Genomic DNA, 23,903 nt, shown 5'->3' with positions numbered 1-23,903 from the left:
TTTGACATGGCGGGAGATGCTTAGGATCATCGCGATTTAGTAATCGGACAACCCCCAGCCAATCAGATGATTATGGAATTCTCTACTATGAACAGGACGAGTTGAATACCATTTTAGAAGAGGCACATTGATATTTTGGCAACGCAGGCAGATCGTATGAAAGAACTGCGCGTAGACAAAACGATGATAGATGGGGAATTCGTCTATCAACGCCAAGATGAGGAGGTTCTACAAGCATGAACGTAAAAGCGAGAAAGCTGACGATCAATGAAGAACGACTGCAAAAACGAATCGAGCAATTGGCGCAAATCGGGAAAATAGGCGAAACGGGCGTATGTCGACTCGCTTTGTCTGCCGAAGACCGGGCAGGCGTAGAGCTGGTGCGTAGCTGGATGGAAGAAGCCGGTCTTCAGACGCGGATCGATGACTTCGGCAATTTGATTGGTCGGATGACGGGGAAGGATGATCAAGCCCCGATCTTGATGGTTGGCTCGCATATCGATTCGCAGCCGTACGGTGGCCAGTACGATGGTGTGATCGGGGTATTGGGTGGACTAGAGGTCGTCCAGACGTTGAATGAACAAGGGGTCATGCCTGCACAGTCGATTGAAGTCGTTGCGTTTTGTGACGAAGAAGGATGCCGGTTTCAAAAAGGACTGTTTGGTTCCAAAGGCATTCTCGGCATGCTGGACCCGACGGACTTGGAGCGGACGGACAAAAACGGGATCACACGCAGGCAGGCACTGTTTGATTTTGGATGCGACCCTGATCGCCTAGAAGCCTCTATTTATCCAAAAGGCAGCATCGGTGCTTATCTGGAGCTGCATATTGAGCAGGGGCCGATTCTCGATGATGCGAGAGAAGCGATTGGAATCGTGTCGGCGATATCAGGGCCTTTGTGGTGGACGGTCGAGCTGACTGGCTTTGCCGGACACGCTGGTTCCGTACCGATGCCGATGAGGAAGGATGCACTAGTCGGAGCGGCAAAAGTAATTTTGGCAGTGAACGAGCTGGCAAAGCTCGATCCACAAGCGCCAACAGTCGGTACAGTCGGTCACTTGGAGGTTTTCCCGGATTCGCGCAACATCATTCCCGAGCGGGTGCGTTTTTCGATTGATTTGCGGGATATCGATTTGAGGCGCCGCGATGAGCGCGAACAAGCGTTGCGCGAGGCGATTGAGTTAGCCGCTGTAGAAGGTGGATTGCAATATACCATTACGGAAGATACGAATAGTGACCCGCGTTACTGTGCTGACTGGATTAAGGCAATCATGCACGAGGAGAGCAGCAAGCTTGGTGCCTCTGTGCGCGAGCTGATGAGTGGCCCTTTCCATGACGCTTTGGCGCTCTCTTACGTTTGTGATTACGGGATGATTTTTGTCCGCTGCAAGGACGGAATCAGTCATAATCCGCAAGAATACGCAGCCTATGAAGACGTGGCACTGGGAACAGAGCTGCTCTACAAAACCGTATTGCGGATGTGTACCAACCAATAAGAGCGAGAGTCGCCCGTCTAAGTGGATAGGCGACTTTTTTCATACAGTCAATGACGAGACTTTACAGACTGTTTTTGATATATTTTAGTCTGAGAGGTTCTTATCACGTTTGAGGAAGGAAGAATGGCATGAAAATGCGTGTTTCCGCTGTGCAGTATCATCTGCATACCATACATAGCTTTGAAGACTTCGCCAATCAAGTTGAGCACTACGTGAAAAACGCGCAAGAGTACGACACAGAATTCCTCCTTTTCCCGGAGCTGTTTACGACTCAACTCATGTCGATTGGGGACGAGCAGGGAAATGCGCTGCCGATTACGGCATTGCCATCATTCACGGACCGATATGTCGAGCTATTTCGTTCCCTCGCTGCCAAATATGAGATGCATCTGATTGGTGGAACGCACATCATCGAGGAAAACGGCAAGCTTTACAATACGGCTTTTCTGTTTTACCCGGATGGACGTGTAGGGCAGCAGAAAAAAATCCATATCACGCCATGGGAAGTAAAAGGTTGGAATATGGGAGCTGGCGACTCGCTACAAATCTTTGAGACCGACAAAGGGAAGGTCGCGATGATTATTTGCTATGACATCGAGTTCCCTGAGTGGGTGCGCATCGCCAAAGCGCGGGGTGCAGACGTCATTTTCTGCCCATCCTGCACGGATGATCGCCATGCGTTCCACCGCGTACGTTACACGAGTCATGCCCGGACGATTGAAAACCAGGTGTATGTCGTACTGACTGGTACTGTAGGCTCGTTGCCGACAGTTGATTTTATGCGAGCGAACTTTGGACAAGCGGCAATCTTGACGCCAAACGATGTTCCGTTCCCTCCGCGAGGCATTCTTGCTGAAGGGGAGATCAACCACGACATGATGGTAACCGCTGACCTGGATATCCAATTGCTATATGACGTGCGGGAAAAAGGCTCCGTCACAACGTGGCGCGACCGCCGCACCGATTTATATACAGACTGGAAGTAAGCAATCCATCGTGATTTGGACAGCAGGAGGATGAATATGTACAGAAAAGAGCTGTATGTATTTGAAGGGAACAAGCCACACAAAGCCGTTATACGTAACTACAATCGCGCAGACTTCTTCGAGTTGATCCAAATACAGGCGGAGAGTTTTCCCCCGCCGTTCCCGTCTGAGTTATGGTGGAACCAGGAGCAGCTGACGAACCATATTACGCTGTTCCCGGAAGGTGCCATTTGTGTGGAAGTGGACGGCGTTTTGGCAGGTTCGATGACAGGACTGCTCGTGAAGTTTGATCCGGCTCACCCTGAGCATAAGTGGGAGGATGTCACGGATAGCGGTTATATCCGTAATCACGATCCCGAGGGGGACACGCTGTACATCGTAGACATTTGTATTCGTCCGAGCTTCCGCAAGCTGGGATTCGGCCAACAGATGATGCAAGCGATGTATGAGCTGGTGGTACAAAAAGGACTGCGCAGATTGCTCGGCGGAGGTCGCATGCCAGGATATGGGCATTATGCAGACCAATGGACACCTGAGCAGTATTTGGAGCGTGTTCTGACAGGGGAAGTAAGAGACCCGGTGATTACATTTCTCATGCGATGTGGTCGCACGCCTGTTCAGGTCGTGGCGAATTATTTGGAAGATGAGGAATCTCGCAACTACGCGACACTCATGGAATGGAAAAATCCATTCCAGCAGCATCGGTAGGGTATTTATCCGACATAATCGATCGAGAGGGGATTTGACTGATGGAATTCGTACGTATTCAACATATCGACAATCCGCTGTTTGCGAAGATGCACCGTTTGATGCAAGAGGTTTTCCCGCCTGAGGAAGTATTGGAGTACGATCTGTGGAAAGAACCGCTAGAAGATCCGGGCATTCGTGTATTTGTAGCTGTACACGAAGGAGAAGTTGTGGGCGCTACCGAATACCGTTATTACACGGACATGAACGTAGCCATGACAGACTTCACGATTATTGGTAGAGAAGGACTCGGAGTGGGACGATTCCTCGCCAGAGAGCGTCAAAAGGACCTGCTCGCTCTGGCTGTTGAAAACGGCAAGGAGCTGTACGGGATGTTTGCAGAAATCTACGACCCGTACCGTGTGGAAGAACACAACTTTGGCGGAATCAAGCCAATGGACCCATTTGTGCGCCGTGAAGTGCTCTCTCATTTGGGCTACAAACGTACAAACTTTACGTACGTACATCCGTCCTGGCAAAATGACGGCGAAGCAGTATCCGGACTCGATCTGGGCTTCATGCCGACAAACGAAGAGCAAACGACCCTCGAAGCAGATCTGATCGTCACGTTCTTGAAGCGTTATTACGCTGTGCTTCCACAAAAGCCGCAGGCATGGCTCGACATGGTGAAAGACTTGGAGAGCAAAGAATCTGTGGAGCTGCTTCCTATCTAATCGCAAGACAACAAGAACCAACTCTCCTGTGGAGCTATGTTCACGGCTCCATGGGAGTTTTTCGTAGTAGGCTAGTCAGATTATTACGAAAAATACAAGCCATATGAAGAGGGATTCAAAATGAAAATCATCACCCTATGCGGGTCTACAAAATTCAAAAAGGAATTTGAGCAGGCGAATACGTATTTGACGCTCCAAGGAAACATCGTGATGAGTGTAGCCTTTTTCGAACAGAGCGAGGGCTTTGCGATATCACAGGAGCAAGCTGATCTACTCACAGACATTCACTTTCGAAAAATCGATTTATCCAACGAAATATTTGTCATCGATGTAGAGGGCTATATCGGAAGCAGTACAAGCAAGGAAATTGCGTATGCGAAAGAACAAGGAAAGCCGGTTCATTATTACTCCAAGAGTGGGATCAACGATGAAGTGATTGCCGCATTCTTTCTCTAACCAGAAAAATCAGAGGTGAAACAGGTGAAAGCTCAAAATCTAGCATCGATCTTCCTTTACATAGCCGTCATCTTTCACTTGCTAGGCATGAGTGGCTGGACTTCTGCAAAGCTAGCACAACCAATCGAACTCGCCATCCTCGCGCTAATGCTCCTGGCCATTTTCCTATTACGGAAAAAGAAACGAAAAAAGCGTCGGGCAAGAAGGTCTGCACCGGAAGTAGCAGTCATGCTTGAGCATGCCGAGGAAGGAGAGCCAGGCAAATGATTCACGACATCCACATGCAGGCGATTCTGGACGCTTCCCACGACGGGATCATTGCGGTCGATCGGGATTCCATTATTATCGGGGTCAATAAAAACGCGATGGAAATACTCGGTCTGCCTGGCAATATCGTTGGACAAAAAATTACCCGATATATTCCCAATTCAGATATGTTGAGAATTTTGGCAACGGGAAAAAAAGAGATAGGGGACATCGCGACGATCCTGAATCGACAAATTATCATCAACCGTTTGCCGATTGTCGTAGAGGGTGAAATCATTGGTGCGGTGTCCACTTTTAAAGAGATCACCGACATTCAAAAAATGGAGATGCGCATTCGCAAGCAGAGCATGGAGAGCGGCTTGGAAGCTAAATTCCGCCTGGAGGATATCGTTGGAGAATCTTCTGCGATCTGTGAAGCGAAGGAATGGGCGGAAACTTTTGCACGGACAGATGCGACGGTTCTCATCCAGGGGGAGAGTGGGACCGGCAAGGAGTTGTTTGCCCAAGGGATTCATTTGAGCAGCCAGCGTGCAACCGGGCCGTTCATCCCAGTTAACTGTGCGGCTCTCCCCGGCAATTTATTGGAGAGCGAATTGTTTGGATACGAGGAGGGCGCTTTTACAGGCGCGCGAAAAGGCGGAAAGCCCGGGCTATTTGAATTGGCCCACGGAGGCACTCTGTTTCTCGATGAAATCGGAGAGATGTCGATCTCGATCCAAGCGTTGCTCTTGCGTATTTTACAGGAGAAAAAAGTCCGCAGAATCAGCGGGGAGCGCATCGTCCCTGTCGATGTGAGAATTATCGCGGCAACGAATCGGGATTTGGAACGACTAGTGGAGGAAAAGCAGTTTCGCTCAGACCTGTACTTCCGCTTGAATGTGTTGACGTTAGAGTTACCTGCTTTGCGAGAGCGAATTGAAGATATCCCTCTATTGGTGGCATCGATCATTGGAGAAATCAAGGAACGGGAAAATAAAAGGCATCTGAAAGTCGAAGAGGCCGTTTTCCGCGTTCTCAAACAATACGACTGGCCAGGCAATGTACGAGAGCTGCGCAATGTGGTGGAAAGAATGGTCTTGCTCTGTAAGAATGACGCTCTAGGCAAGGAGGACACTGCTTTTTTTGCGAAGAAGCTGTATCAGCGACAATCTTACCGAGATCAAGAAGAGCGAGAAGCGGAAGTCATCCGAAAGGTTTTGGCGGAAACGAAGGGAAACAAGGGAGAGGCGGCGAAAATTTTGGGAATGGATCGGTCCACACTGTGGAGAAAAATGAAGCGCTACGAAAGGCTGTAGAAATTGATGCAACTGCAACATCAGCGATGCATGTTTGCAACAGAGTTACTCCGTTAATTGCTTAATTTACAGAAAATTAAAAACATATTTATTTGGCATGGTAGTTGCTTATTTATGGAGGACACAGCACATACGACTTTTACGAAGAGGCGAGGGGAGAGCATGACACCACAACCGATTATTCGTGTAGAAAATGTCTCGTTTGCCTATCAGGTTAACCAAGATCAACAAATTCCTGTCCTGCAGAATGTCTCCCTAGAAGTGTTTCCAGGAGAGTATGTCGCCATCATCGGTCATAATGGGTCCGGTAAGTCAACGCTGTCTAAGCATCTCAATGGAATTTTGACTCCAAACGATGGCGATGTCATCGTTAACGGAATTAACACGCGTGAAAAACAGCGAATTCATGAAGTGAGGAGCCGTGTCGGGATGGTTTTTCAGCATCCGGACAATCAGATTGTCGCGACGATTGTAGAGGACGATGTGGCCTTCGGATTGGAGAACATAGGGACATCTGCAGAAGAGATGAAAACACGAGTGGATTTTGCCCTAGAGGCAGTAGGAATGAGTGCCTTTCGCCATCGGCCGCCTCATCATTTGTCTGGCGGACAAAAGCAGCGGATCGCCATTGCGGGGATATTGGCGATGAAGCCACAATGCCTCGTCATGGACGAAGCGACGAGTATGCTGGACAGCTACGGTAGACAGGATATACTGGCAGTCGTTCGCAAGCTGCATCGCGAAGGAATGACGATTGTCACAGTGACCCATCACATGTCAGAGGTAGCAGAAGCAGATCGTGTCATCGTGATGGAGGGCGGCAAGATCGTATTGGAGGGTACTCCGCGTGAAGTATTTTCCCATGAGGAAAGACTTCGCGAGCTGCATCTGGATGTTCCAGACGCGAGTCGAATTGCTCATCTCGTTCACTCCGAATATAGCGAATTTACACCAGACCTCATCCACAATGAGGAAGTTGTCGCGGAGGTTAATCGTCTATACGTCAGACAAGCGGAGGCGAGTGGTTCATGACGCAATCGATCGTAAACGTGGAAAATCTATCTCATGTCTACATGCAGGGAACACCTCTCGAACATCGGGCTCTCGACCAGGTAACCATCCAGGTGGCAGAGGGCGAATGCCTGGCCATTATCGGTCATACAGGATCGGGAAAATCGACGCTAATCCAGCATTTTAACGGACTGATTCGCCCGCAGTCCGGTACGGTCATCATCAATGGAATGGACGTATCTTCACCCAAGATTGATATTCGTACGTTGCGCAGACAAGTAGGGCTCGTTTTTCAAAACCCGGAGGATCAACTGTTCGAAAAACTGGTTGGTGATGATGTAGCTTATGGCCCTTTTCGGATGGGGCTGCCTTTAGAGGAAGTGCGGCGACGCGTTCAGTGGGCGATGGACTTGGTCGGCCTTTCGTTTCAGGAGATGAAAGACCGTCCGACCTTTGCCTTAAGTGGCGGACAGAAGCGCAAGGTGGCATTGGCTGGCGTCCTTTCCTTGCAACCCAAGGTTCTCGTGCTTGACGAGCCAACAGCAGGGCTGGACCCGCGCTCTCGTCTTGAGCTGTTGGAACGCATCCGCCGTCTCAATCGGGAAGAAAAGCTAACGGTTATTTTCGTCTCACACAATATGGAGGAGGTCGCCAAGCTTGCTGATCGTGTTTACGTCATGGCAAACGGCAAATCAGTTTGCGATGGGACACCACGACAAATTTTTGGCAATCAGGAATTGTTGCGGCAGCATCATATCGGCACACCGGAATCGGTTGATATTTTATACAGACTCCGCGAGCAGGGCTACAGCATCGACCCTAGCGCTTTTTTACCTGAAGAGACAGCGATGGAAATTTTGAAACTGATGAACCGCTGAGGAGGGGGTCCACATGTCAGCAGAATTTGAATTGACGCGTAATATTACCATCGGTCAATATTTACCCACTGCTTCGGTCGTTCATCGTCTCGATCCTCGTTTCAAGCTTGGGGCTTTCGTCATCCTCATCTTAGCGATTGCCATCTGCGATACATACGTGGGTAACCTGTTTGCTTTAGCCATTTGTATCGGGATGTTTCAAATCTCGAAAATCCCCCTTCATTACGGCATATCCGGGATTAAGCCCGCTATTCCCTTTATCATTATTTTGGCGATCATGCAGTTGCTTTTTTACGGGGAGGTTGTCAATGGCGGAACCGTTTATTTGAAATACGGCTTCATCACGATCACGAGTGAGAGTGTACGCCTCGTCATTGTGTCTGCCATGCGCTTTGTAGAAGTGATTTTCTTATCGAGTGTCCTCACGCTCAGTACTTCTACGACGGAACTCACGCACGGAATGGAGCGACTGCTGGGGCCTTTGGAAAAAGTAAAGTTTCCGGTTCATGCGTTTGCATTGATCATCACGATTGCTGTGCGTTTTGTACCTACCTTCGCGATGGAAATGGAAAAGATGATGAAAGCACAAGCATCCCGTGGTGCAGATTTCGGTACAGGGGAATGGTGGAGGATCATCCAGAGAACAAAAGACATGTTTCCCATCATCATCCCGTTGTTTAATGTGGCGCTCTCCAGAGCGGAAGATTTGATCTTAGCAATGGAAGCCAGATGCTACACACCAGGTGCTGCACGGACCAGATACACCCAATACAAGGCGGTAGGCAAAGATTACGTCGCGCTAATCGTGAGCATAGTCATTTCTGCCGTCATGCTCGCCATACCTTGGTAAGGGAGACTAGCGGGAATTCGCCCGAGTAGGGCATTCCACATAAAACTCGTAAAAGGAGGAGTATGCATGGAAAAAGGCTTGACCGTTCGCAAGATTGTCATTGCAGGCGTTCTGGGCGCGATAGCGATTTTGCTCGGGGTGACACGTCTCGGCTACATTCCGGTTCCGACAGCAGCGGGCAATGCCACTATTATGCACATCCCGGCTGTTATCGGGGGCATAATGGAGGGCTGGGGCGTTGGTATGATCATTGGCCTTATATTTGGAGTCTCTTCTTTCTTAAATGCCACCGTTCCGCTTTTTAAAGACCCTCTTGTCGCCATCCTGCCACGTTTGTTCATCGGTGTGACTGCTTACTTGACCTATGTTGGTTTGAAAAACGTCAATCAGTACTTGGCGATTGGTGCCGCTGGCTTTATTGGGGCGATGACAAACACGATCCTGGTATTGGGCATGGCCGTTATTCGAGGATACATGACGCTCGGTGTAGCGACAACAGTTGCAATCACGAACGGCTTGCCAGAAGCAATTGTTTCGGTCATTGTTACGTTGGCTGTCGTTGCAGCTTGGAAGAAATTAGGATCAGCGGGCAGGCAAAAATCTAAAATTTCAGGAGACTTATAATGACCGGAACGATAGTTGACGTACCCGGCGTTCTCGTCGGGCATGCACAAAACGAAGAAACATTTACAGGATGCAGTGTGATTATGCTGGAAAAGCCATCTGTCTGCGGCGTGGATGTCCGGGGTTCTGCCCCGGGCACCCGCGAGACGGACCTCTTGGACCCAGTCAATCTGGTGAGTGTCGTCCATGCAATTTGTCTTTCGGGTGGCAGTGCATACGGTTTAGATGCTGCAACAGGTGTCATGCAGTATTTGGAGGAACAAGGCATCGGACTGGATGTTGGCTATGGCGTCGTTCCTATCGTTCCAGCAGCCGTCTTGTTCGACCAGGCTGTAGGCGACTATCGGGTTCGTCCGGATCGTCAAATGGGCTATGAGGCAGCACAGGCAGCAAGCCGTGAGACAATAGCACAAGGAAACGTCGGTGCTGGTACAGGTGCTTCAGTAGGAAAGCTGAATGGATTTGGGAACGCGATGAAGAGCGGGTTGGGCACAGCTTCCGTGATATTACCCAATGGACTCGTCATAGGCGCAATCGTCGCTGTAAATGCGGTCGGTCATGTCGTAGATCCGCAGTCAGGTACGATCATAGCCGGGCCGAGAGATGAACAGGGAACCATTCGGGATAGCATGGAGATAATGCGCCAGCAAGCTTTTGCTCCGATCCCTCCAGGTACGAACACGACAATTGCCGTAGTCGCGAGCAATGCCCGCTTGTCCAAAGCAGAAGCAAACAAAGTAGCGCAAATGGCTCACGACGGGCTTGCCCGTACGATCCGTCCGATTCACACCATGTACGATGGCGACACGATCTTTGCTGTTGCAACAGGCGAAGTAGAGACAAGTGTAGACTTGGTGGGCGCGTTGTCCGCAGATGTGCTGGCAGAAGCCGTCATCCAAGCGGTTAAGCACGCAGAAGAAGCAGGGGGACTGCCATCTTATCGCAGTTACTTCCAGGAATAGGTGTAACATAATTGGATGCAGAGGAGAGGATTGGCGGATGAATCAGGTGATATCCTTTGTTGACGAGCAGGAAGTTGTGCGCCTAACGCAGGAGCTAGTTAGAATTCCGAGTGTGTTTCGCCCAGATCAGGCAGGAGCGAATGAAGAGCGGGTCGCGCTATTTGTCGCCGATTATCTTCGCAATATGGGTTTGCAGGTCTTCTATGAAGAGGTTGTTCCAGGCAGACCGAATGTCATCGCTTTTTACGATTCGGGCAGGCCTGGCAAAACGCTTTTGTTCGAAGCCCATACGGATGTCGTAACAGAAGGGGACCGGGATGCTTGGAGCTACGACCCTTTTGGCGGGACAATATCTGGAGGACGTATCTACGGGCGTGGCTCCTGTGACACAAAAGGAAATCTGGCAGCCGCGATATGTGCAGTCAAAGCTATCCAACGATCCAAACAGTCTTTTACAGGCAAAATCCTCCTGTGCATCCCTTGCGATGAGGAGAGCATGATGATCGGGATCAAAGATTTTATCCGTCGCGGTTGGGCCAACAACGTCGATGCGGCGATCATCTGCGAACCAGAAGAAAATCAGCTCTGCATCACGCAAAAAGGAGCCATGAGAGCCATCCTTCGTACATTTGGCAAGATGGCGCATGGTGCCATGCCACTGACGGGAATCAATCCGAACACACGTATGGCACGCGCAATAGTCGCGTTAGAGGAGCTGGAACGCAAGGAAATGGCTCGTCTGGGAGAGCATTCGATGTTGGGATGGCCGAGTATCACTCCGACGATTTTGCAGGCACCGGTCAAAGGAGACGCCCAAATCAACGTCGTACCCGATCAATGCATGACCACACTTGATATTCGCACGGTCCCCGGGCAGGACCACCAGGAGTTGTACAAAGAAATCAGTGCCATATTAGAAGGATTAAGCAAAGAGGATGACAAGTTCAAAGCCACCTTGGAACTCATCGAAGAGCGTCCTTGGACCTTAACTGGCATGAAGGAAGAAGTCGTGACTTCTGTTGCGAGCGCCTATCGGGAAATCACGAAAAAAGAACCCGTATATAACGGTGTCCCAGGTGCGACAGATGGAACCTTCCTGCACAAAGCCGGCATTCCGATTTTGACGACAGGCGCCGGCGATCGCCACATCCCTCATCATGCTGATGAGTACGTAGCGATTGACCAATTGGTAGAATCCACCCAGCTTTTTGCCTTATCTGCATTGACGTTTTTGACGCAGCCAGTGCGAGCCTAATCACCTACAAAAGAACTCTGCTTACGCTAGCGGCAGAGTCTTTTTCTTCTCGTAAAAGAAGTTTTCTTAGTAAAAACTTGCAGAATCCATCTAAATTTTTTTACAATAGGTTTGTTACATAAGCGAAGAGGAGGCACGTGCCCATGAATATGCGCTGGAATTTGAACGTCTTGTATTCCTCGTTTGATGCGCCCGAATGGAAACAAGATTGGGAGAAGTTAGTACGTGAAATGGAAGAGATCAAAGGCTGGGCAGTTCAAAACTTGCAATCTTCAGAAGATGCAGTTGCGAAGATGGAGACATACATAACGATGATGACCTCCGTTCTGCAAACGCAGTTCCGCTTGTACGCCTACGGAGAGCTGACTGCAAGCGTTGATGCCAAGAATGAAGCAGCATTGCTCGCAATTGAAAAAGTACAGAATCAGGCAGTTGAGTTGGTTGAACCAGGCGTGCAGTTCCAAAAGTGGCTAGGAACGTTGAGCAACCTAGACGAGTTGATTAGCCAATCGGATCTGTTAGAGACACATCGCTTTATGTTGACAGAAATGTCAGACAAGAGCAAATACATGCTGAGCGAAAAAGAAGAAATCGTCCTGGCAAAAATGAAAAATACAGGGTCAAATGCATGGACAAAGCTCCATGAAATGCTGACGTCCACATTACTGGTAGACATTACAGTCGATGGCGAGCACAAACAGCTTCCATTGCCTGTGGTGCGGAACATGGCGAATGAAAAAGATCCGCAGCTGCGCAAAACGGCATACGAGGCGGAACTTGCCGCTTACAAAAAAATCGATCAAGCTGCTGCTGCCAGCTTGAATGGAATTAAGGGCGAGGTTATTACCGTAGCGAAGCTCAGAGGCTATGAATCGCCGCTGGATAAGACGTTGCAAGACTCCCGCATGGACCGCGAAACGCTCGAAGCGATGCTTCAGGCGATGCGTGAGAGCCTGCCATCCTTCCATCAATACTTCCGTACAAAGGCGAAGCTGCTCGGTCATGAGAGCGCTCAATTGCCGTTTTATGATTTGTTTGCGCCAGTGGGTGAGGCAGACATGCGCTTCTCGTATGAGGAATCCCGCGACTTCATCGTGAAGCACTTTGGTAGCTTTAGCGAAAAACTCGCCAACTATGCAGCACGAGCTTATGACGATCAGTGGATTGATGCTGAGATTCGTGAAGGCAAGCGTGGGGGGGCATTCTGCTACAACCTGCACATCGTAGGGGAGAGCAGAATTATGTCCAACTACACAGGCAGCTACAGCGATGTGAGCACAATGGCACATGAATTGGGACATGGCTATCACGGAGAATGTCTCGTAAACGAAGCATTCTTGAATAGCGAATACCCGATGCCAATCGCCGAAACCGCGTCCATTTTGTGTGAAACCATCATTGCCAATGCAGCGCTTGAACAAGCGACCTCCGAGGAAGCATTTGCGATTTTGGAAAATGATATTAGCGGAGCAAGTCAGGTGATCGTCGATATTTATAGCCGTTACTTGTTCGAGACTGCTGTATTTGAGCGCAGAACAGAAGGTGCCTTGTCTGTGTCCACTCTAAACGAACTGATGCTGCAAGCACAAAAGGACGCGTACGGAGATGGTTTGGATCCGGCAGCTCTACACCCGTACATGTGGGTATGCAAACCGCACTATTATAGCGCGGATTACAATTTCTACAACTTCCCGTATGCTTTTGGGCTCTTGTTCGCGAAAGGCTTGTACGCAGAGTATCTCAAGCGCGGGGAAGCTTTTGTTGAGCAGTACGACAAGCTCTTATCTGTTACAGGCAAAATGAGCGTTGCGGATGTAGCAGCCATCATGGATGTTGATGTACGCTCAGTCGATTTCTGGCGGAATTCACTCTCTTTGGTTGCAAAAGATATCGAGAAATTCGTTGAGCTCGCGTCTGCACGCCTGAACTAAATAGGAAGAACGTCCGCTATGTCATTAGCGGACGTTCAGAGTGTAGAGAAAGTCCCCTTTCGCAAAAAAGGGGACTTTTAGTGCCATTTTAGGGGGTACAAATATGTCTCCCCGCCCTCGTAAAACGCCTTAGAAGCGATTCTAGAAGGTCAAATTTTTTCTGCCCAATCCGCGAAATTCAGGATGGGGGTTTCTCGACAGCCTGAACGTCCGCTATGTCATTAGCGGACGTTTTTTATTCATCATGCAAAACGTTTTTGTGCGCATAGGGAACAGAGGGGAAGGAGAAAGTAAGAAAAAACAGATGAGGTGATTACGTGGTAAACGGATTGCAGTTACTAGACCTATTGCGGGAAACGGAGAACAAGATGCTGCATTTACATAGAGCCATCGACAGAGTAAGCAGCGAGCCGGATTTCAAGGAGTCTGTCAGTGTTCTTACCGTAGTCGTTCGTGATTATCAGCTTCAGCTCGACAAAATGAAGCAAGCGTTGGGCAAAATCGAAATCGGAGGGCAACAACAACAACAGCAGCAGCAGGCCCATAATACCGAAATACATTAAACACAGAAAAACAAACAGCCCTCGAACTGCTGCAAAGGCAGATAGGGCTGTTTGCTTGCTTTTATGTGTAGGAAAGCCTACTGGAAATTAGCGTAACGCTTCACTCCGTAAAACGGGTAGAGCTTATGCATGTATTCGACTTTGCCATAGCGAACATCTTCGCCATTCGCATGAACGATTGCCCCATTACCCAGATAGATCGCTACGTGGGACACGCGTCCTTTTCCAAGCGCATCGTAGAACAAGAGGTCACCAGGCTGTGCTTGATCCAGTGATACTTCTTGGCCGCCACGGAATTGATCTTCAGAAGTGCGCGGAAGTGTAACCCCAAGCTGTTCAAAAACGTATGAAGTAAAGCCACTACAATCAAAGCCATTCGGAGTAGTTCCACCTAAGACGTATGGTGTATTGAGTAATGGCTCAAAAATTTCCTTCATACGACCCAGATCTTCTGCATTTACCTCGGAAGGCAGCGAAACGGTAGAAGTGAGGTTTGGACTTAGGAACTCTGTAGCAACATATGCTTCACGATCTTCGAATTCGATTTTCGTCCATTCACTACCTGTTTCTACAACTTCTACAACGGAACCGATTCTTAGCTTGCCTAACACTTTTGCGTCAGTCGAAGGCTTTTTACGCACATTCAGCACGTCACCAGTGACGCGGGCCTTTTCACCGGCGGTTAGTTCTTTAGACTCAGTGGTAGCGTTATCATTCTGATTGACAGCTACATCGGAAGGAATGTCAGTCGCAATGGAGCCAGAAGTGTTTGCACCATGAATAGACAAAGTTTGTCCAATTGACAATCTATCATCATTCAGTTGGTTCCATTGGATGATTTGATCCACCGATACTTGATGCTCGCGAGCGATCTTGCTCAGCGTATCACCTGCTGATACCACATATGCCGATGAGGATGCATGGGCAGCAGTAGGCAGCAGAGTGAAGAGGGCGAGGAAGGTGAGTAGCCTCGAAGTCTTTTTCATGTCATCGTCTCCACCAATCTACTAAAATCTGCATATCTATCTAAAATTCTATCGGATTTTCGTTGGTAAATCTATGAAAAAAATAATCTTTCACTATTTTTTCAAAAACTATTGCATTAGGAGATAGAATCGTGCTATATTACAAAAGTCGCCGCAAGATGGAGACAAAAACTACATGGAGCTGTGGTGAAGTTGGAGTTCACGCCGGTCTGTCACACCGGAGGTCGCGGGTTCGAGTCCCGTCAGCTCCGCCATTCTATCTTTAGAATGTGCGAATTACATAGTTTCTCGCAATGTGCCGGTATAGCTCAATTGGTAGAGCACCTGACTTGTAATCAGGGGGTTGTGGGTTCAAGTCCTATTGCCGGCACCATTTTTATGCGGTCGTGGCGGAATTGGCAGACGCGCTAGATTCAGGTTCTAGTGGTGGCAACACCGTGGAGGTTCAAGTCCTCTCGACCGCACCATATCGTAAACAACAGGTTCGTAAATTGGCTGATGAAGCTAATTACGAGCCTTTTTATTTTTTCTTGAATGTTGAATCCTCCTCCATTTTCCATTACAATCACATTGTGATAATGAATCTCATTTTCATCATCACTTTTGATGATTCATAAACAAACTAGCAAGACAATGGAGGGGTAGTTGTGGAAGAACAGTTGGAGCTGTTTGATGTAACCATTATTGGCGGTGGCCCTGCGGGGATGTACGCTGCCTTTTATAGCGGAATGCGCGATATGAAGACGAAACTCATAGAAGCGAAAGAAGAGCTCGGTGGACGAATGTTGATCTATCCAGAAAAAATGATCTGGGATGTTGGCGGTGTACCACCACAACTATGTGAAAAGTTGGTTGCTAATCTGGTGGAGCAAGCGAAGACATTTGATCCCACCATCGTGCTGGGCGAGGCGATCATTGGACTGGAGCCACAAGAAGACGGCACGTACATACTCGTTGCAAAATCGGGGAGACGGCATTGGACCCGCACGATCATATTGGCTTTGGGCCGGGGTATTTTGAAAATGGCGAAGCTGGAGATCGAAGGAGCCGAGCGCTACGAGGTGACAAATCTTTATTATACAGTGCAGGAACTGGAGCCATTCCGTGGTAAGCACGTCCTCATCTCTGGGGGCGGGGACTCCGCGGTCGATTGGGCAAACGAACTGGTGCAAATTGCAGAGTCTGTAACTGTCGTGCATCGCCGTGATGTATTTGGTGGACATGAGCGGAATGTGAAGCGCATGAAAGAGTCATCTGCGATCGTTCGCACTCCATATGCGGTCACGCAATTGCAAAGCTCAGACAAAGAAACGATCGATAAAGTGACGATACGTCATCTGGAGACGGACGAGACGGAGCAAATCGATGTAGACGCCATCATCGTCAATCACGGATTGAAGGCCGATTTCACAGGGATTAAAGAGTGGGGCTTGGATATGGATGAGTGGAACGTGTTTGTTAGTCCTCGTCTGGTAACGAATATGCCAGGGATTTTTGCGGCAGGCGATTTTGCGAGCTTTGACAGCAAGATTACGTTGATCGCGGGAGCATTCACCGATGCTGCTGTGGCCGTAAACAGTGCCAAATTACACATAGACCCGGTAGCAGATCGGATGGCCTATGTTTCTTCCCATAACCAGCGTTTTAAAGAAAAGAACAAAGCCCTCGGGGTTATCGATGAGGATGACGAGTAGAACCTGATGTAGGACAAAAAGCCCAACATTTGCAGGTTGATTGTCGCTTTTCCCATACGTTACATTGTTAGAGGCAACGTGTAATAACAATGACCGTCTATATAAATAGGGAACTTCGCGTCAGTAAACCGATCAACAAATGTGGGAGAGGAAGTAGAAATGAAAAAAGTTCGGCATTGGCCGATCAGTATGGCGACAGTGGTCCTCGTGTTCTCGCTCGGTATGAACTACGCGCCTGAGCGTGCAATGGCGTTACAAGTGGATCCGTTATCTCCTGCTCTCGAGTTGCAGGAAAAGCAACAGGAAAAGTATGTGGAGAAGATGGACCTCAAGGAAGAGGAGGTTCTCGGCTTTTACTACTCATCGATGAAAGACAGCACAGATGCGCGTAAACATAACATCAAGCAAGCATTGAGCAAGCTTCATAATGAAAAAATCAAGCCGCAACAGGTGTTTTCTTTCAATGAAATAGTGGGAAACTCGAATTTGCCGGAGGATGGGTGGCAAAAGGCTGGGGTTATTCAGAACGGCCAACTCGTCGATGACTATGGAGGCGGGATTTGTCAAGTTTCTAGCACGCTTTACAATGCAGCTGCTGAAGCGGGGATGATCATGATGGAACGGCATAACCACAGCAAATCAGTGGGATACGTGCCAATGGGTCAAGATGCCACAGTAGCGTATGGCTATAAGGATTTTAAATTTACCAACTTGTATGATTTTCCTGTGAAAATCAAAGCAAAATCATACGATGACGAACATGTTGTGATTGCGATCATACGTGCGTAGCTTAGAAGGAATAAAGGGGGCATCCTATGGATGAACCCTGTTTTTTTCGGTATTTTGTCAGGAAAAAAATGGATGGTCATTTAGTTTTGAGTCATGCATTCCTGACCATACTGTTTTAGAGGGAGGTGCCGTGATGTTCGTTCAGGTGACAGGTGATTCACACAATCAAGAGGTTCTCGTCATGGGAGAACGGTTAGATCGCCAGCAGGATGGTTACTATCTTTTGCCTGGGAGGCTTGTCCACGCATTGAAGCCACATGATTTGCCGGTAGGAATCCCATTCAAGCTCTCAGGTGCGCTGCCCTCTGGCTACGGGTTTTATCGGGAGGACTCTGTTATTTTTCGGCGGAGGAATGATACTCCCTCCCTGTGGATTGATGTTACTTCTACATATATGGTTGCTGAATGGGATGGTTTGTTCTCGGTAGAAGCGACGGTTGAAGCCCGAAAGCATGTCGTGGAACAACAACAGCAGTTTGCGTTTGTCCTCTCCGAAGCGACAGAGCAGCAAGTGATTTTCCATTACGAGTTTTCCTGGAGCACTGAGAAAGAGATGGACCTGGAGAGTGCGTTGGAATCCATTTGTGATACCGTGATTGAAGTAGAAGCAAGAGGGAATGCCCGTCTTTGGCCTGGCTATCGTAACTGCATGGAAGAGGGCGAACAAGACAAGCTGTAATACGCCGTGCAGCCATGATATAGTGAAAAAAAGAGACAGCCACCAAAGGAGAGGACAAAATGGAGTCAGTCAAAAATGTTTACTGTATCGGTCGCAACTATCGATTGCATGCTGCGGAGTTGGGGAACGATGTGCCAACCAAGCCAATGATCTTTGATAAACCAACACATGCGCTTGCAATGGCAAATGGCGAGGCCATTGAGCTTCCGGCATCGCGTGGAGAGCTCCATTATGAGGCAGAGCTTGTGATTCACATAGCGAGACCGTATGAGGTTGGAGCTACACTTGACGATATGATTGACAAAATAGCACTCGGGATCGACTTTACTTTGCGGGATGTTCAGAGTGAACTGAAGAAAGCGGGGCATCCATGGTTGTTGGCAAAAGGGTTTAAAAATTCAGCAATTTTGACGTCTTTTCATCCTTTTCCTGGTATCCATGAGCTGCACCAAACCGATTTCTCCTTGCTGAAAAATGGAGAGCAAGTGCAACGCGGCAATCTCCGTGATCTGATTTTTGATTTGGAAACCATTATTGCCTATATTTCCGAACATCTAGGCCTGGAACAAGGGGATATCATTTACACGGGGACGCCAGCGGGGGTAGGACCTGTTACGGATGGAGATGTCCTCACTCTCAACTGGGGAGAAGAGACCTGGGGGCAGTTTACGGCGAAAATGAAATAGGTACGAGTGGAGAACCATCTTCTGACAGAAACATGCAGAAGATGGTTTTTGTTTGGAGTTCGGGCCAGCAATATAGCCGTTTTTTGCGACGAAAATCACCTTTGATACCGTTTTGTAACTTTTATGGTTCCATGGAACTAAGAGGTAGCAACCACCTACGTTACACCGTGTTTTCAGACTAGTCCCATGCTACCAATTCCATCATTGGAAAATTTTACGGTCTTATCCTCCTGTTTCCTCCTGCGCTATTCTGTCCATGTACCCAAGACGGGTGCCACAACATGACAAGGAGGAAAAGAAAGTGACGAAACGAGATTGGGTAATGAAGTCAACAGTAGCAGTCATGCTGAGTACGTCCCTGTTAATGGGTGGTCAAGCTGGAGTAGTGGCCGCTAAGACACAAGATTCAAAACAGTCAGAGGTTGCAAATATTGCTACTTCTTTGATCGGGAAGGATTACGAGTACAAAGCAAAGGGACCGAAGCAATTCGGATCAGCGGAGCTGGCTACGTATGCGTACAAACAAGTAGGGATTTCCATCGGGAGCACAATCTCTAGCCTGTACAAGACTGGGACTAAAGTATCCGAAAAAAGCGTGGCGCCAGGAGATTTGGTGTTCTTCGCCTCTAGCGGAAGCGGCAGCCCAACTTTTATGGGAATATACATAGGCAGTGATCAATTCGTTTATTCTTCGAAAGGGGAAGACGAGGTAGTTGTAAAAAAATATTCGAAGTACAGTGACAAATTTGTAGGGGCTCGTCGTGTTATTGATTCCTCGGGGAATACGCCTAGCAAGCCAGAACAGCCTGTAAGCAAAACTGCCGATCAGGTCATTAAAAATGGTGAAAAGTATATGGGCACAAAATACAAATACGGCTCAAGCAGCAGTACGACCAATACATTCGACTGCTCTTCCTTTACACAGCGCGTGTTTAAAGAAGCGGGCATTACATTGCCGCGCGATTCCCGCCAGCAATCTACTGTGGGGAAATCTGTTTCCAAGAGCAATCTGCAAAAAGGTGATCTGATCTTCATGAAGGCATCGGTAACCAGTTCTTCTGATCGGATTACACACGTAGCTATTTATGCAGGGGATGGGAAAATCCTGCACACTTACGGTAGTCCTGGTGTGACTTATTCCAAGTACGATGGAACGAATTGGGAAAAGCGCACAGTTCAAATCAAGCGCGTCATTTAAGCATCAAATCCATTTCAGCTCTCGTGCATTCGCATGGGAGCTTTTGTACTATATATGACGCTTGTTCTCACAGATCGTTTCGCGTCAATTTCTGCCAATATGGCAAAGGGAATCATGCCGTTCTCCGTTCGCTGAAAATGAACAACAAGAAATATGTTGTAATATTTAGAATTATACATATAATAAAAACTGAGAGGTGATTCAGGTGTCAGAAAATAGTCTGCCTACCCCTGTTTTAACCAAGAAAGGACAGGAAACCCGCAAAAAAATACTGGATGCCGCAGAGCATGTGTTTGGTGAGCTAGGCTATTATGATGCGTCCATCGTCTTGATCACACAGCATGCACAGGTATCCCAAGGAACGTTTTACAATTATTTCGAGTCGAAGAAAGCGATTTATGATGAATTGATCAGGCAGCTGAGCAGAGAGCTTCGTTCGACGATCAAAGAAGCGATCATGGCAGCAACCACGCAAGAAGAGAATTTGCGCCTAGGATTTCTGGCCTTTTTTCGTTGGATCAAACATCATCGCAACATGTACAGCATTATTCAACAGGCTGCGCTCGTCGACCAGGAGCTGTATCGCTGGTATTACGCCAAACTGGCAGCGGGGTACGTACGAAGTCTGAAGAACGCCATGAACGAAGGTGCGTTTCGAGAGATGGATCATGAGACGCTGGCTTATTGTCTCATGTCGATCGGACAATTCATCGGGATGCGTTGGGTTTACTGGGAAAATGAAGACGTACCGGAAGAGGTGTTAGAAACAGCTATGTCGATGATTATGAAAGGGATTGCTGCCAAGCCGTAACCGATCCATTTTATAGGCAAAGGAGTAGAGTTCATGAACGGAATTGCTTATTGGATTGAAAAGCGAGCCCGAATCACTCCGACGCGGATCGCAGTGATTGCCAACGATCAATCACTTACGTATCAGCAAATGAATGAACAGATCCAACGTCTTGCCAACTATTTACGACATGAGCTACAGGTCAAAAAGGGGGACAGGATCGGCATTTTGTCCCAAAATAGTTTGGAGTATGTGCTTCTGTTGTTTGCCATCGCCAAACTCGGTGCGATTGCCGTCCCCTTTAATATCCGTTTGACCCCTGCCGAATTAGACTATCAGTTTAAGGATAGTGGTATCCGCGTGTTATTTGCCCAGCCCGAGTTTGGTGCCACCATTGAATTGATTAAGGCGAAAGCCAGTGTTGCGCACATGATATGGCTGGAACCGGGAGAACTCCCGTGGAGCCAGGATGGCCCGAATGAGTCATCCCAGCACAGTAGGACCGAGGCAGATGACGGCAGTGGAGATGATCCATACATCATTTGCTATACATCAGGAACGACAGGAAAGCCTAAGGGAGCAGTGCTCACCCAAGAAAATATGTTTTGGAACGCCGTACACAATGTAGCCGCGCTTGATCTCACCTCAGAAGACTGCTCGATCGTTTTATTGCCACTCTTTCATATCGGGGGAATCGGACTGTTTGCCTTCCCTACATGGCTTGCTGGCGGACGCGTCGTTGTCGCCGGGAAGTTCGACGCTGATAAAGCGATTCAATTAATTGAAACACATCGAGTCACCATCGTGATGGGTGTGCCTGCCATCCATGAAGCCATTCGTCAAAGTCCCTTATTTGCTACCACATCATTCGATTCCGTCCGTTGGTTTTACAACGGCGGCGCTCCATGCCCCATGGAACTCATCCAGCAATTTCAGGAGCGAGGCCTCCCTTTTGGACAAGGATACGGCCTGACAGAAACATCCCCCACCGTGTTTATGATTGCGAAGGAAGATGCAAAAAGAAAAGCTGGCTCAATCGGCAAGCCCGTTATGTTTTGTGAAGTCCGCCTGATCTCGGATGACGGAAAAGTCGTGGGGCAGGGCGAAATCGGAGAACTGCTCGTCAAAGGTCCAAATGTGATGAAGGAATACTGGAACAGACCAGAAGAAACAGCTAAGACCATCCGGGATGGGTGGCTATACACAGGGGATTTGGCATGTTTTGATGAAGAAGGGTTCGCCTATATCGTAGGCAGGCGCAAAGACATGATTATCTCAGGCGGGGAGAACATTTATCCGCTAGAGCTGGAACAGGTCATCGGCGAGCTAGATGACGTTCAAGAAGCCGCAGTCGTCGGTGTACCCGATGAAAAATGGGGAGAGGTCGCGAAGGCGTTTATCGTGGCCAAATCAGGTGTCGTCATCACCGAAGCACACATCAGAGCGCACTGTGAGCAAAGACTGGCGAAGTATAAAATTCCGAAGTCATTCGTGTTTTTAACCGAGCTGCCACGCAATGCAACCGGGAAAATCATCAAACAAGCATTGACCAGATTGAAGAGCGATTCCATTACGCAATGAGGTGATTCGTATGGCGAGATTTGCAATAGGGGAGCAAGCATCTTTTAGCAGAACGATTACGGAAACAGATATCGTCCTATTTGCGGGAATGAGTGGGGATTACAATCCAGTGCACATCGACCAACAGTACGCAAAAGACACGCGATTCGGCCAGCGTATCTCACATGGACTGTTGACGGCGAGCATGTTTTCCAGATTGCTCGGGATGCAGCTACCTGGCATCGGTTCCATTTACAAAGACCAGACCATTCAGTTTACGGCTCCGGTATTGATCGGAGATACGATCACTGCGACCGCCACTGTGCTGGAATATCAGGAAGAGCGGGGCATAATCCGATTGCTTACGGAATGCACGAATCAGCATGGAAAAGTAGTTCTGACTGGAACAGCGACGATGCTCGTACCGAAGGAAGGAGCGAAAGTATGAATCATTTTGCAGCGAATACGATCCACGAGCAGACCATCGGAGTGGAAGCGACATCTGTATTTTTTCCGGAGGGAGTAGAAACAGCTGAGCGATTGGCTGAAAAGACGGGAATCCCCACGCGGGTCATTATCGAAAAATTCGGTCTATACCAAAAGCATGTCGCAGATGACACCCTTCATGCATCAGACCTCGCTGTGCTCGCTGCCCAACAGCTGACCGACTCGGTGATCGATCCATCTGAGATTGACGTGATTATTTACTTCGGTAGTCCGCACAAAGATTACTATGTATGGTCCAGCGCACCGAAGATTACATACGAACTAAAAGCGACAAACGCATACGGTTTCGAGATGATGAACGTCAGCTCATGCTTTCCAATCGCCTTGAAGGTTGCCAAAGATATGCTGACGGCAGATGCATCCATTGAAAACATCTTGCTGGTTGCTGGCTGTAAAGAATCACAAATCGTCGATTACGACAATCCTCGCTCGCGCTTCATGTTTAATTTTGCAGATGGGGGCACAGCGGCTCTCGTAAAGCGTGGTGCTACAAAGAGCAGAATTCTCCACAGTTGTGTGATTACCGATGGTTCTTTTCACGATGATATAAGGGTTCCCGCAGGCGGCTCTAAGCAACAACCTAGTCATGAAACGGTGGAAAACAGACTCCACTACATCGATGTGCCGAATCCGAGCGATATGAAAGAACGACTTGATCCCATCTCGATACCGAACTTTGTCCATGTGGTAGAGCAGGCATTGGCAAAAAGCAATCGTTCCTTACGCGATTTGAAGCTGCTACTTCCTTTGCACACAAAGCGTTCGATGTTCTTAGAGCTGTTGGAACGATTGCAACTTACCGAGGAGCAGGCCGTCTATCTCGATCATTATGGGCATTTGTCTGCACTTGATCCGTGTATTGGACTTCATGTCGCACAGCAAGAGGGACGTCTTGCCCCAGGGGATATTGTCGTAGCTGTCAGTGCTGGAACAGGATATACGTGGGCTGCAACTGTACTGGAATGGTTAGCCGAATCGCAATGAACATTTTGACTCTTAAGGAGGAACGGGTGTGAAAA

The 23,903-nt window shown here is 48.4% G+C and carries 25 protein-coding genes and 3 tRNA genes; 27 read left to right on the top strand and 1 reads right to left on the bottom strand.

All coding sequences use genetic code 11. The features are described from left to right. Positions 1-236: 236 nt before the first annotated feature. The 15 genes from HP399_RS17835 to HP399_RS17765 all read left to right on the top strand — a co-directional run bounded on the left by HP399_RS17835 (position 237) and on the right by HP399_RS17765 (position 13,995). Positions 237-1,496: a M20 family metallo-hydrolase gene (locus tag HP399_RS17835; RefSeq protein WP_173617854.1), complete on the top strand. Its 1,260-nt coding sequence runs from the start codon at positions 237-239 to the stop codon at positions 1,494-1,496. Positions 1,497-1,624: 128 nt separating this feature from the next. After that, complete coding sequence (locus HP399_RS17830; protein WP_012686242.1) at positions 1,625-2,482, top strand: carbon-nitrogen hydrolase family protein; 858 nt, start codon at positions 1,625-1,627, stop codon at positions 2,480-2,482. Positions 2,483-2,518: 36 nt separating this feature from the next. Beyond that, on the top strand, positions 2,519-3,190 hold the full coding sequence (locus tag HP399_RS17825) for a GNAT family N-acetyltransferase (RefSeq protein WP_173617853.1): 672 nt from the start codon (positions 2,519-2,521) through the stop codon (positions 3,188-3,190). A 41-nt stretch (positions 3,191-3,231) separates the two neighbouring features. Then, the gene (locus tag HP399_RS17820) at positions 3,232-3,903 is read left to right on the top strand and encodes a GNAT family N-acetyltransferase (RefSeq protein ID WP_173617852.1); all 672 of its coding nucleotides are present in this window, start codon (positions 3,232-3,234) and stop codon (positions 3,901-3,903) included. Between the two features lie 120 nt (positions 3,904-4,023). Then, complete coding sequence (locus HP399_RS17815; RefSeq protein ID WP_173617851.1) at positions 4,024-4,359, top strand: DUF4406 domain-containing protein; 336 nt, start codon at positions 4,024-4,026, stop codon at positions 4,357-4,359. Between the two features lie 24 nt (positions 4,360-4,383). Continuing rightward, entirely contained in the window at positions 4,384-4,626 is a 243-nt protein-coding gene (locus tag HP399_RS17810) for a hypothetical protein (RefSeq protein WP_173617850.1), read from the top strand. Then, positions 4,623-5,921 carry a sigma-54 interaction domain-containing protein gene (locus HP399_RS17805; RefSeq protein WP_173617849.1) on the top strand — a complete coding sequence of 433 codons (1,299 nt, stop codon included), beginning with the start codon at positions 4,623-4,625 and terminating at the stop codon, positions 5,919-5,921. The genes HP399_RS17810 and HP399_RS17805 overlap by 4 nt, the downstream gene beginning before the upstream one ends. Before the next feature lie 162 nt (positions 5,922-6,083). Then, the gene (locus tag HP399_RS17800) at positions 6,084-6,953 is read left to right on the top strand and encodes an energy-coupling factor transporter ATPase (protein WP_173617848.1); all 870 of its coding nucleotides are present in this window, start codon (positions 6,084-6,086) and stop codon (positions 6,951-6,953) included. Further along, the gene (locus tag HP399_RS17795; protein ID WP_173617847.1) at positions 6,950-7,810 is read left to right on the top strand and encodes an energy-coupling factor transporter ATPase; all 861 of its coding nucleotides are present in this window, start codon (positions 6,950-6,952) and stop codon (positions 7,808-7,810) included. Before HP399_RS17800 ends, HP399_RS17795 begins: the two co-directional genes overlap by 4 nt. A 13-nt stretch (positions 7,811-7,823) precedes the next feature. After that, complete coding sequence (locus HP399_RS17790; RefSeq protein WP_173617846.1) at positions 7,824-8,660, top strand: energy-coupling factor transporter transmembrane component T family protein; 837 nt, start codon at positions 7,824-7,826, stop codon at positions 8,658-8,660. A 66-nt stretch (positions 8,661-8,726) separates the two neighbouring features. Continuing rightward, the gene (locus HP399_RS17785) at positions 8,727-9,284 is read left to right on the top strand and encodes an ECF transporter S component (RefSeq protein ID WP_017248213.1); all 558 of its coding nucleotides are present in this window, start codon (positions 8,727-8,729) and stop codon (positions 9,282-9,284) included. Beyond that, the gene (locus tag HP399_RS17780; protein ID WP_173617845.1) at positions 9,284-10,246 is read left to right on the top strand and encodes a P1 family peptidase; all 963 of its coding nucleotides are present in this window, start codon (positions 9,284-9,286) and stop codon (positions 10,244-10,246) included. Before HP399_RS17785 ends, HP399_RS17780 begins: the two co-directional genes overlap by 1 nt. A gap of 37 nt (positions 10,247-10,283) precedes the next feature. Then, entirely contained in the window at positions 10,284-11,501 is a 1,218-nt protein-coding gene (locus HP399_RS17775; RefSeq protein ID WP_173617844.1) for a M20 family metallopeptidase, read from the top strand. Between the two features lie 143 nt (positions 11,502-11,644). Continuing rightward, positions 11,645-13,432 carry a M3 family oligoendopeptidase gene (locus tag HP399_RS17770; RefSeq protein ID WP_173617843.1) on the top strand — a complete coding sequence of 596 codons (1,788 nt, stop codon included), beginning with the start codon at positions 11,645-11,647 and terminating at the stop codon, positions 13,430-13,432. 317 nt (positions 13,433-13,749) lie between these two features. After that, positions 13,750-13,995 carry a hypothetical protein gene (locus HP399_RS17765; protein ID WP_173617842.1) on the top strand — a complete coding sequence of 82 codons (246 nt, stop codon included), beginning with the start codon at positions 13,750-13,752 and terminating at the stop codon, positions 13,993-13,995. A 77-nt stretch (positions 13,996-14,072) separates the two neighbouring features. Here HP399_RS17765 and HP399_RS17760 read toward each other — a convergent pair whose 3' ends face one another. Beyond that, a complete protein-coding gene (locus tag HP399_RS17760; RefSeq protein ID WP_173617841.1) occupies positions 14,073-14,981 on the bottom strand; it encodes a C40 family peptidase in 909 nt (302 codons plus the stop codon). A gap of 177 nt (positions 14,982-15,158) precedes the next feature. Here HP399_RS17760 and HP399_RS17755 point away from each other — a divergent pair. From HP399_RS17755 to HP399_RS17700, 12 genes are all read left to right on the top strand, one after another. Then, positions 15,159-15,235, top strand: a tRNA-Asp gene (locus tag HP399_RS17755). Positions 15,236-15,278: 43 nt separating this feature from the next. After that, positions 15,279-15,354: transfer RNA gene (locus HP399_RS17750), tRNA-Thr, on the top strand. A 7-nt stretch (positions 15,355-15,361) separates the two neighbouring features. After that, a tRNA-Leu gene (locus HP399_RS17745) sits at positions 15,362-15,448 on the top strand. A 180-nt stretch (positions 15,449-15,628) separates the two neighbouring features. After that, positions 15,629-16,675: an NAD(P)/FAD-dependent oxidoreductase gene (locus tag HP399_RS17740; protein ID WP_173617840.1), complete on the top strand. Its 1,047-nt coding sequence runs from the start codon at positions 15,629-15,631 to the stop codon at positions 16,673-16,675. Positions 16,676-16,834: 159 nt separating this feature from the next. Further along, entirely contained in the window at positions 16,835-17,464 is a 630-nt protein-coding gene (locus HP399_RS17735; protein ID WP_173617839.1) for a VanW family protein, read from the top strand. Positions 17,465-17,597: 133 nt separating this feature from the next. Next, the gene (locus HP399_RS17730) at positions 17,598-18,143 is read left to right on the top strand and encodes a hypothetical protein (protein WP_173617838.1); all 546 of its coding nucleotides are present in this window, start codon (positions 17,598-17,600) and stop codon (positions 18,141-18,143) included. 59 nt (positions 18,144-18,202) lie between these two features. Further along, a complete protein-coding gene (locus HP399_RS17725; RefSeq protein WP_173617837.1) occupies positions 18,203-18,829 on the top strand; it encodes a fumarylacetoacetate hydrolase family protein in 627 nt (208 codons plus the stop codon). Positions 18,830-19,130: 301 nt separating this feature from the next. After that, a complete protein-coding gene (locus HP399_RS17720; protein WP_173617836.1) occupies positions 19,131-20,027 on the top strand; it encodes a C40 family peptidase in 897 nt (298 codons plus the stop codon). A 205-nt stretch (positions 20,028-20,232) separates the two neighbouring features. Continuing rightward, the gene (locus HP399_RS17715; protein ID WP_173617835.1) at positions 20,233-20,838 is read left to right on the top strand and encodes a TetR/AcrR family transcriptional regulator; all 606 of its coding nucleotides are present in this window, start codon (positions 20,233-20,235) and stop codon (positions 20,836-20,838) included. A gap of 33 nt (positions 20,839-20,871) precedes the next feature. After that, positions 20,872-22,398, top strand: coding sequence for an o-succinylbenzoate--CoA ligase (locus tag HP399_RS17710; RefSeq protein ID WP_173617834.1), 1,527 nt, complete (start codon positions 20,872-20,874; stop codon positions 22,396-22,398). 10 nt (positions 22,399-22,408) lie between these two features. Next, positions 22,409-22,825, top strand: coding sequence for a MaoC family dehydratase (locus tag HP399_RS17705; protein ID WP_173617833.1), 417 nt, complete (start codon positions 22,409-22,411; stop codon positions 22,823-22,825). Then, positions 22,822-23,868: a 3-oxoacyl-ACP synthase gene (locus tag HP399_RS17700; RefSeq protein WP_173617832.1), complete on the top strand. Its 1,047-nt coding sequence runs from the start codon at positions 22,822-22,824 to the stop codon at positions 23,866-23,868. The genes HP399_RS17705 and HP399_RS17700 overlap by 4 nt, the downstream gene beginning before the upstream one ends. The last annotated feature ends 35 nt before the right edge of the window (positions 23,869-23,903 follow it).

The sequence above is a fragment of the Brevibacillus sp. DP1.3A genome, from assembly GCF_013284245.2.
In the GTDB taxonomy this organism is placed as follows: Bacteria; Bacillota; Bacilli; order Brevibacillales; family Brevibacillaceae; genus Brevibacillus.
Note: the sequence above shows the minus strand (reverse complement) of the source record. Positions and strands in the feature narration are given on the sequence as shown.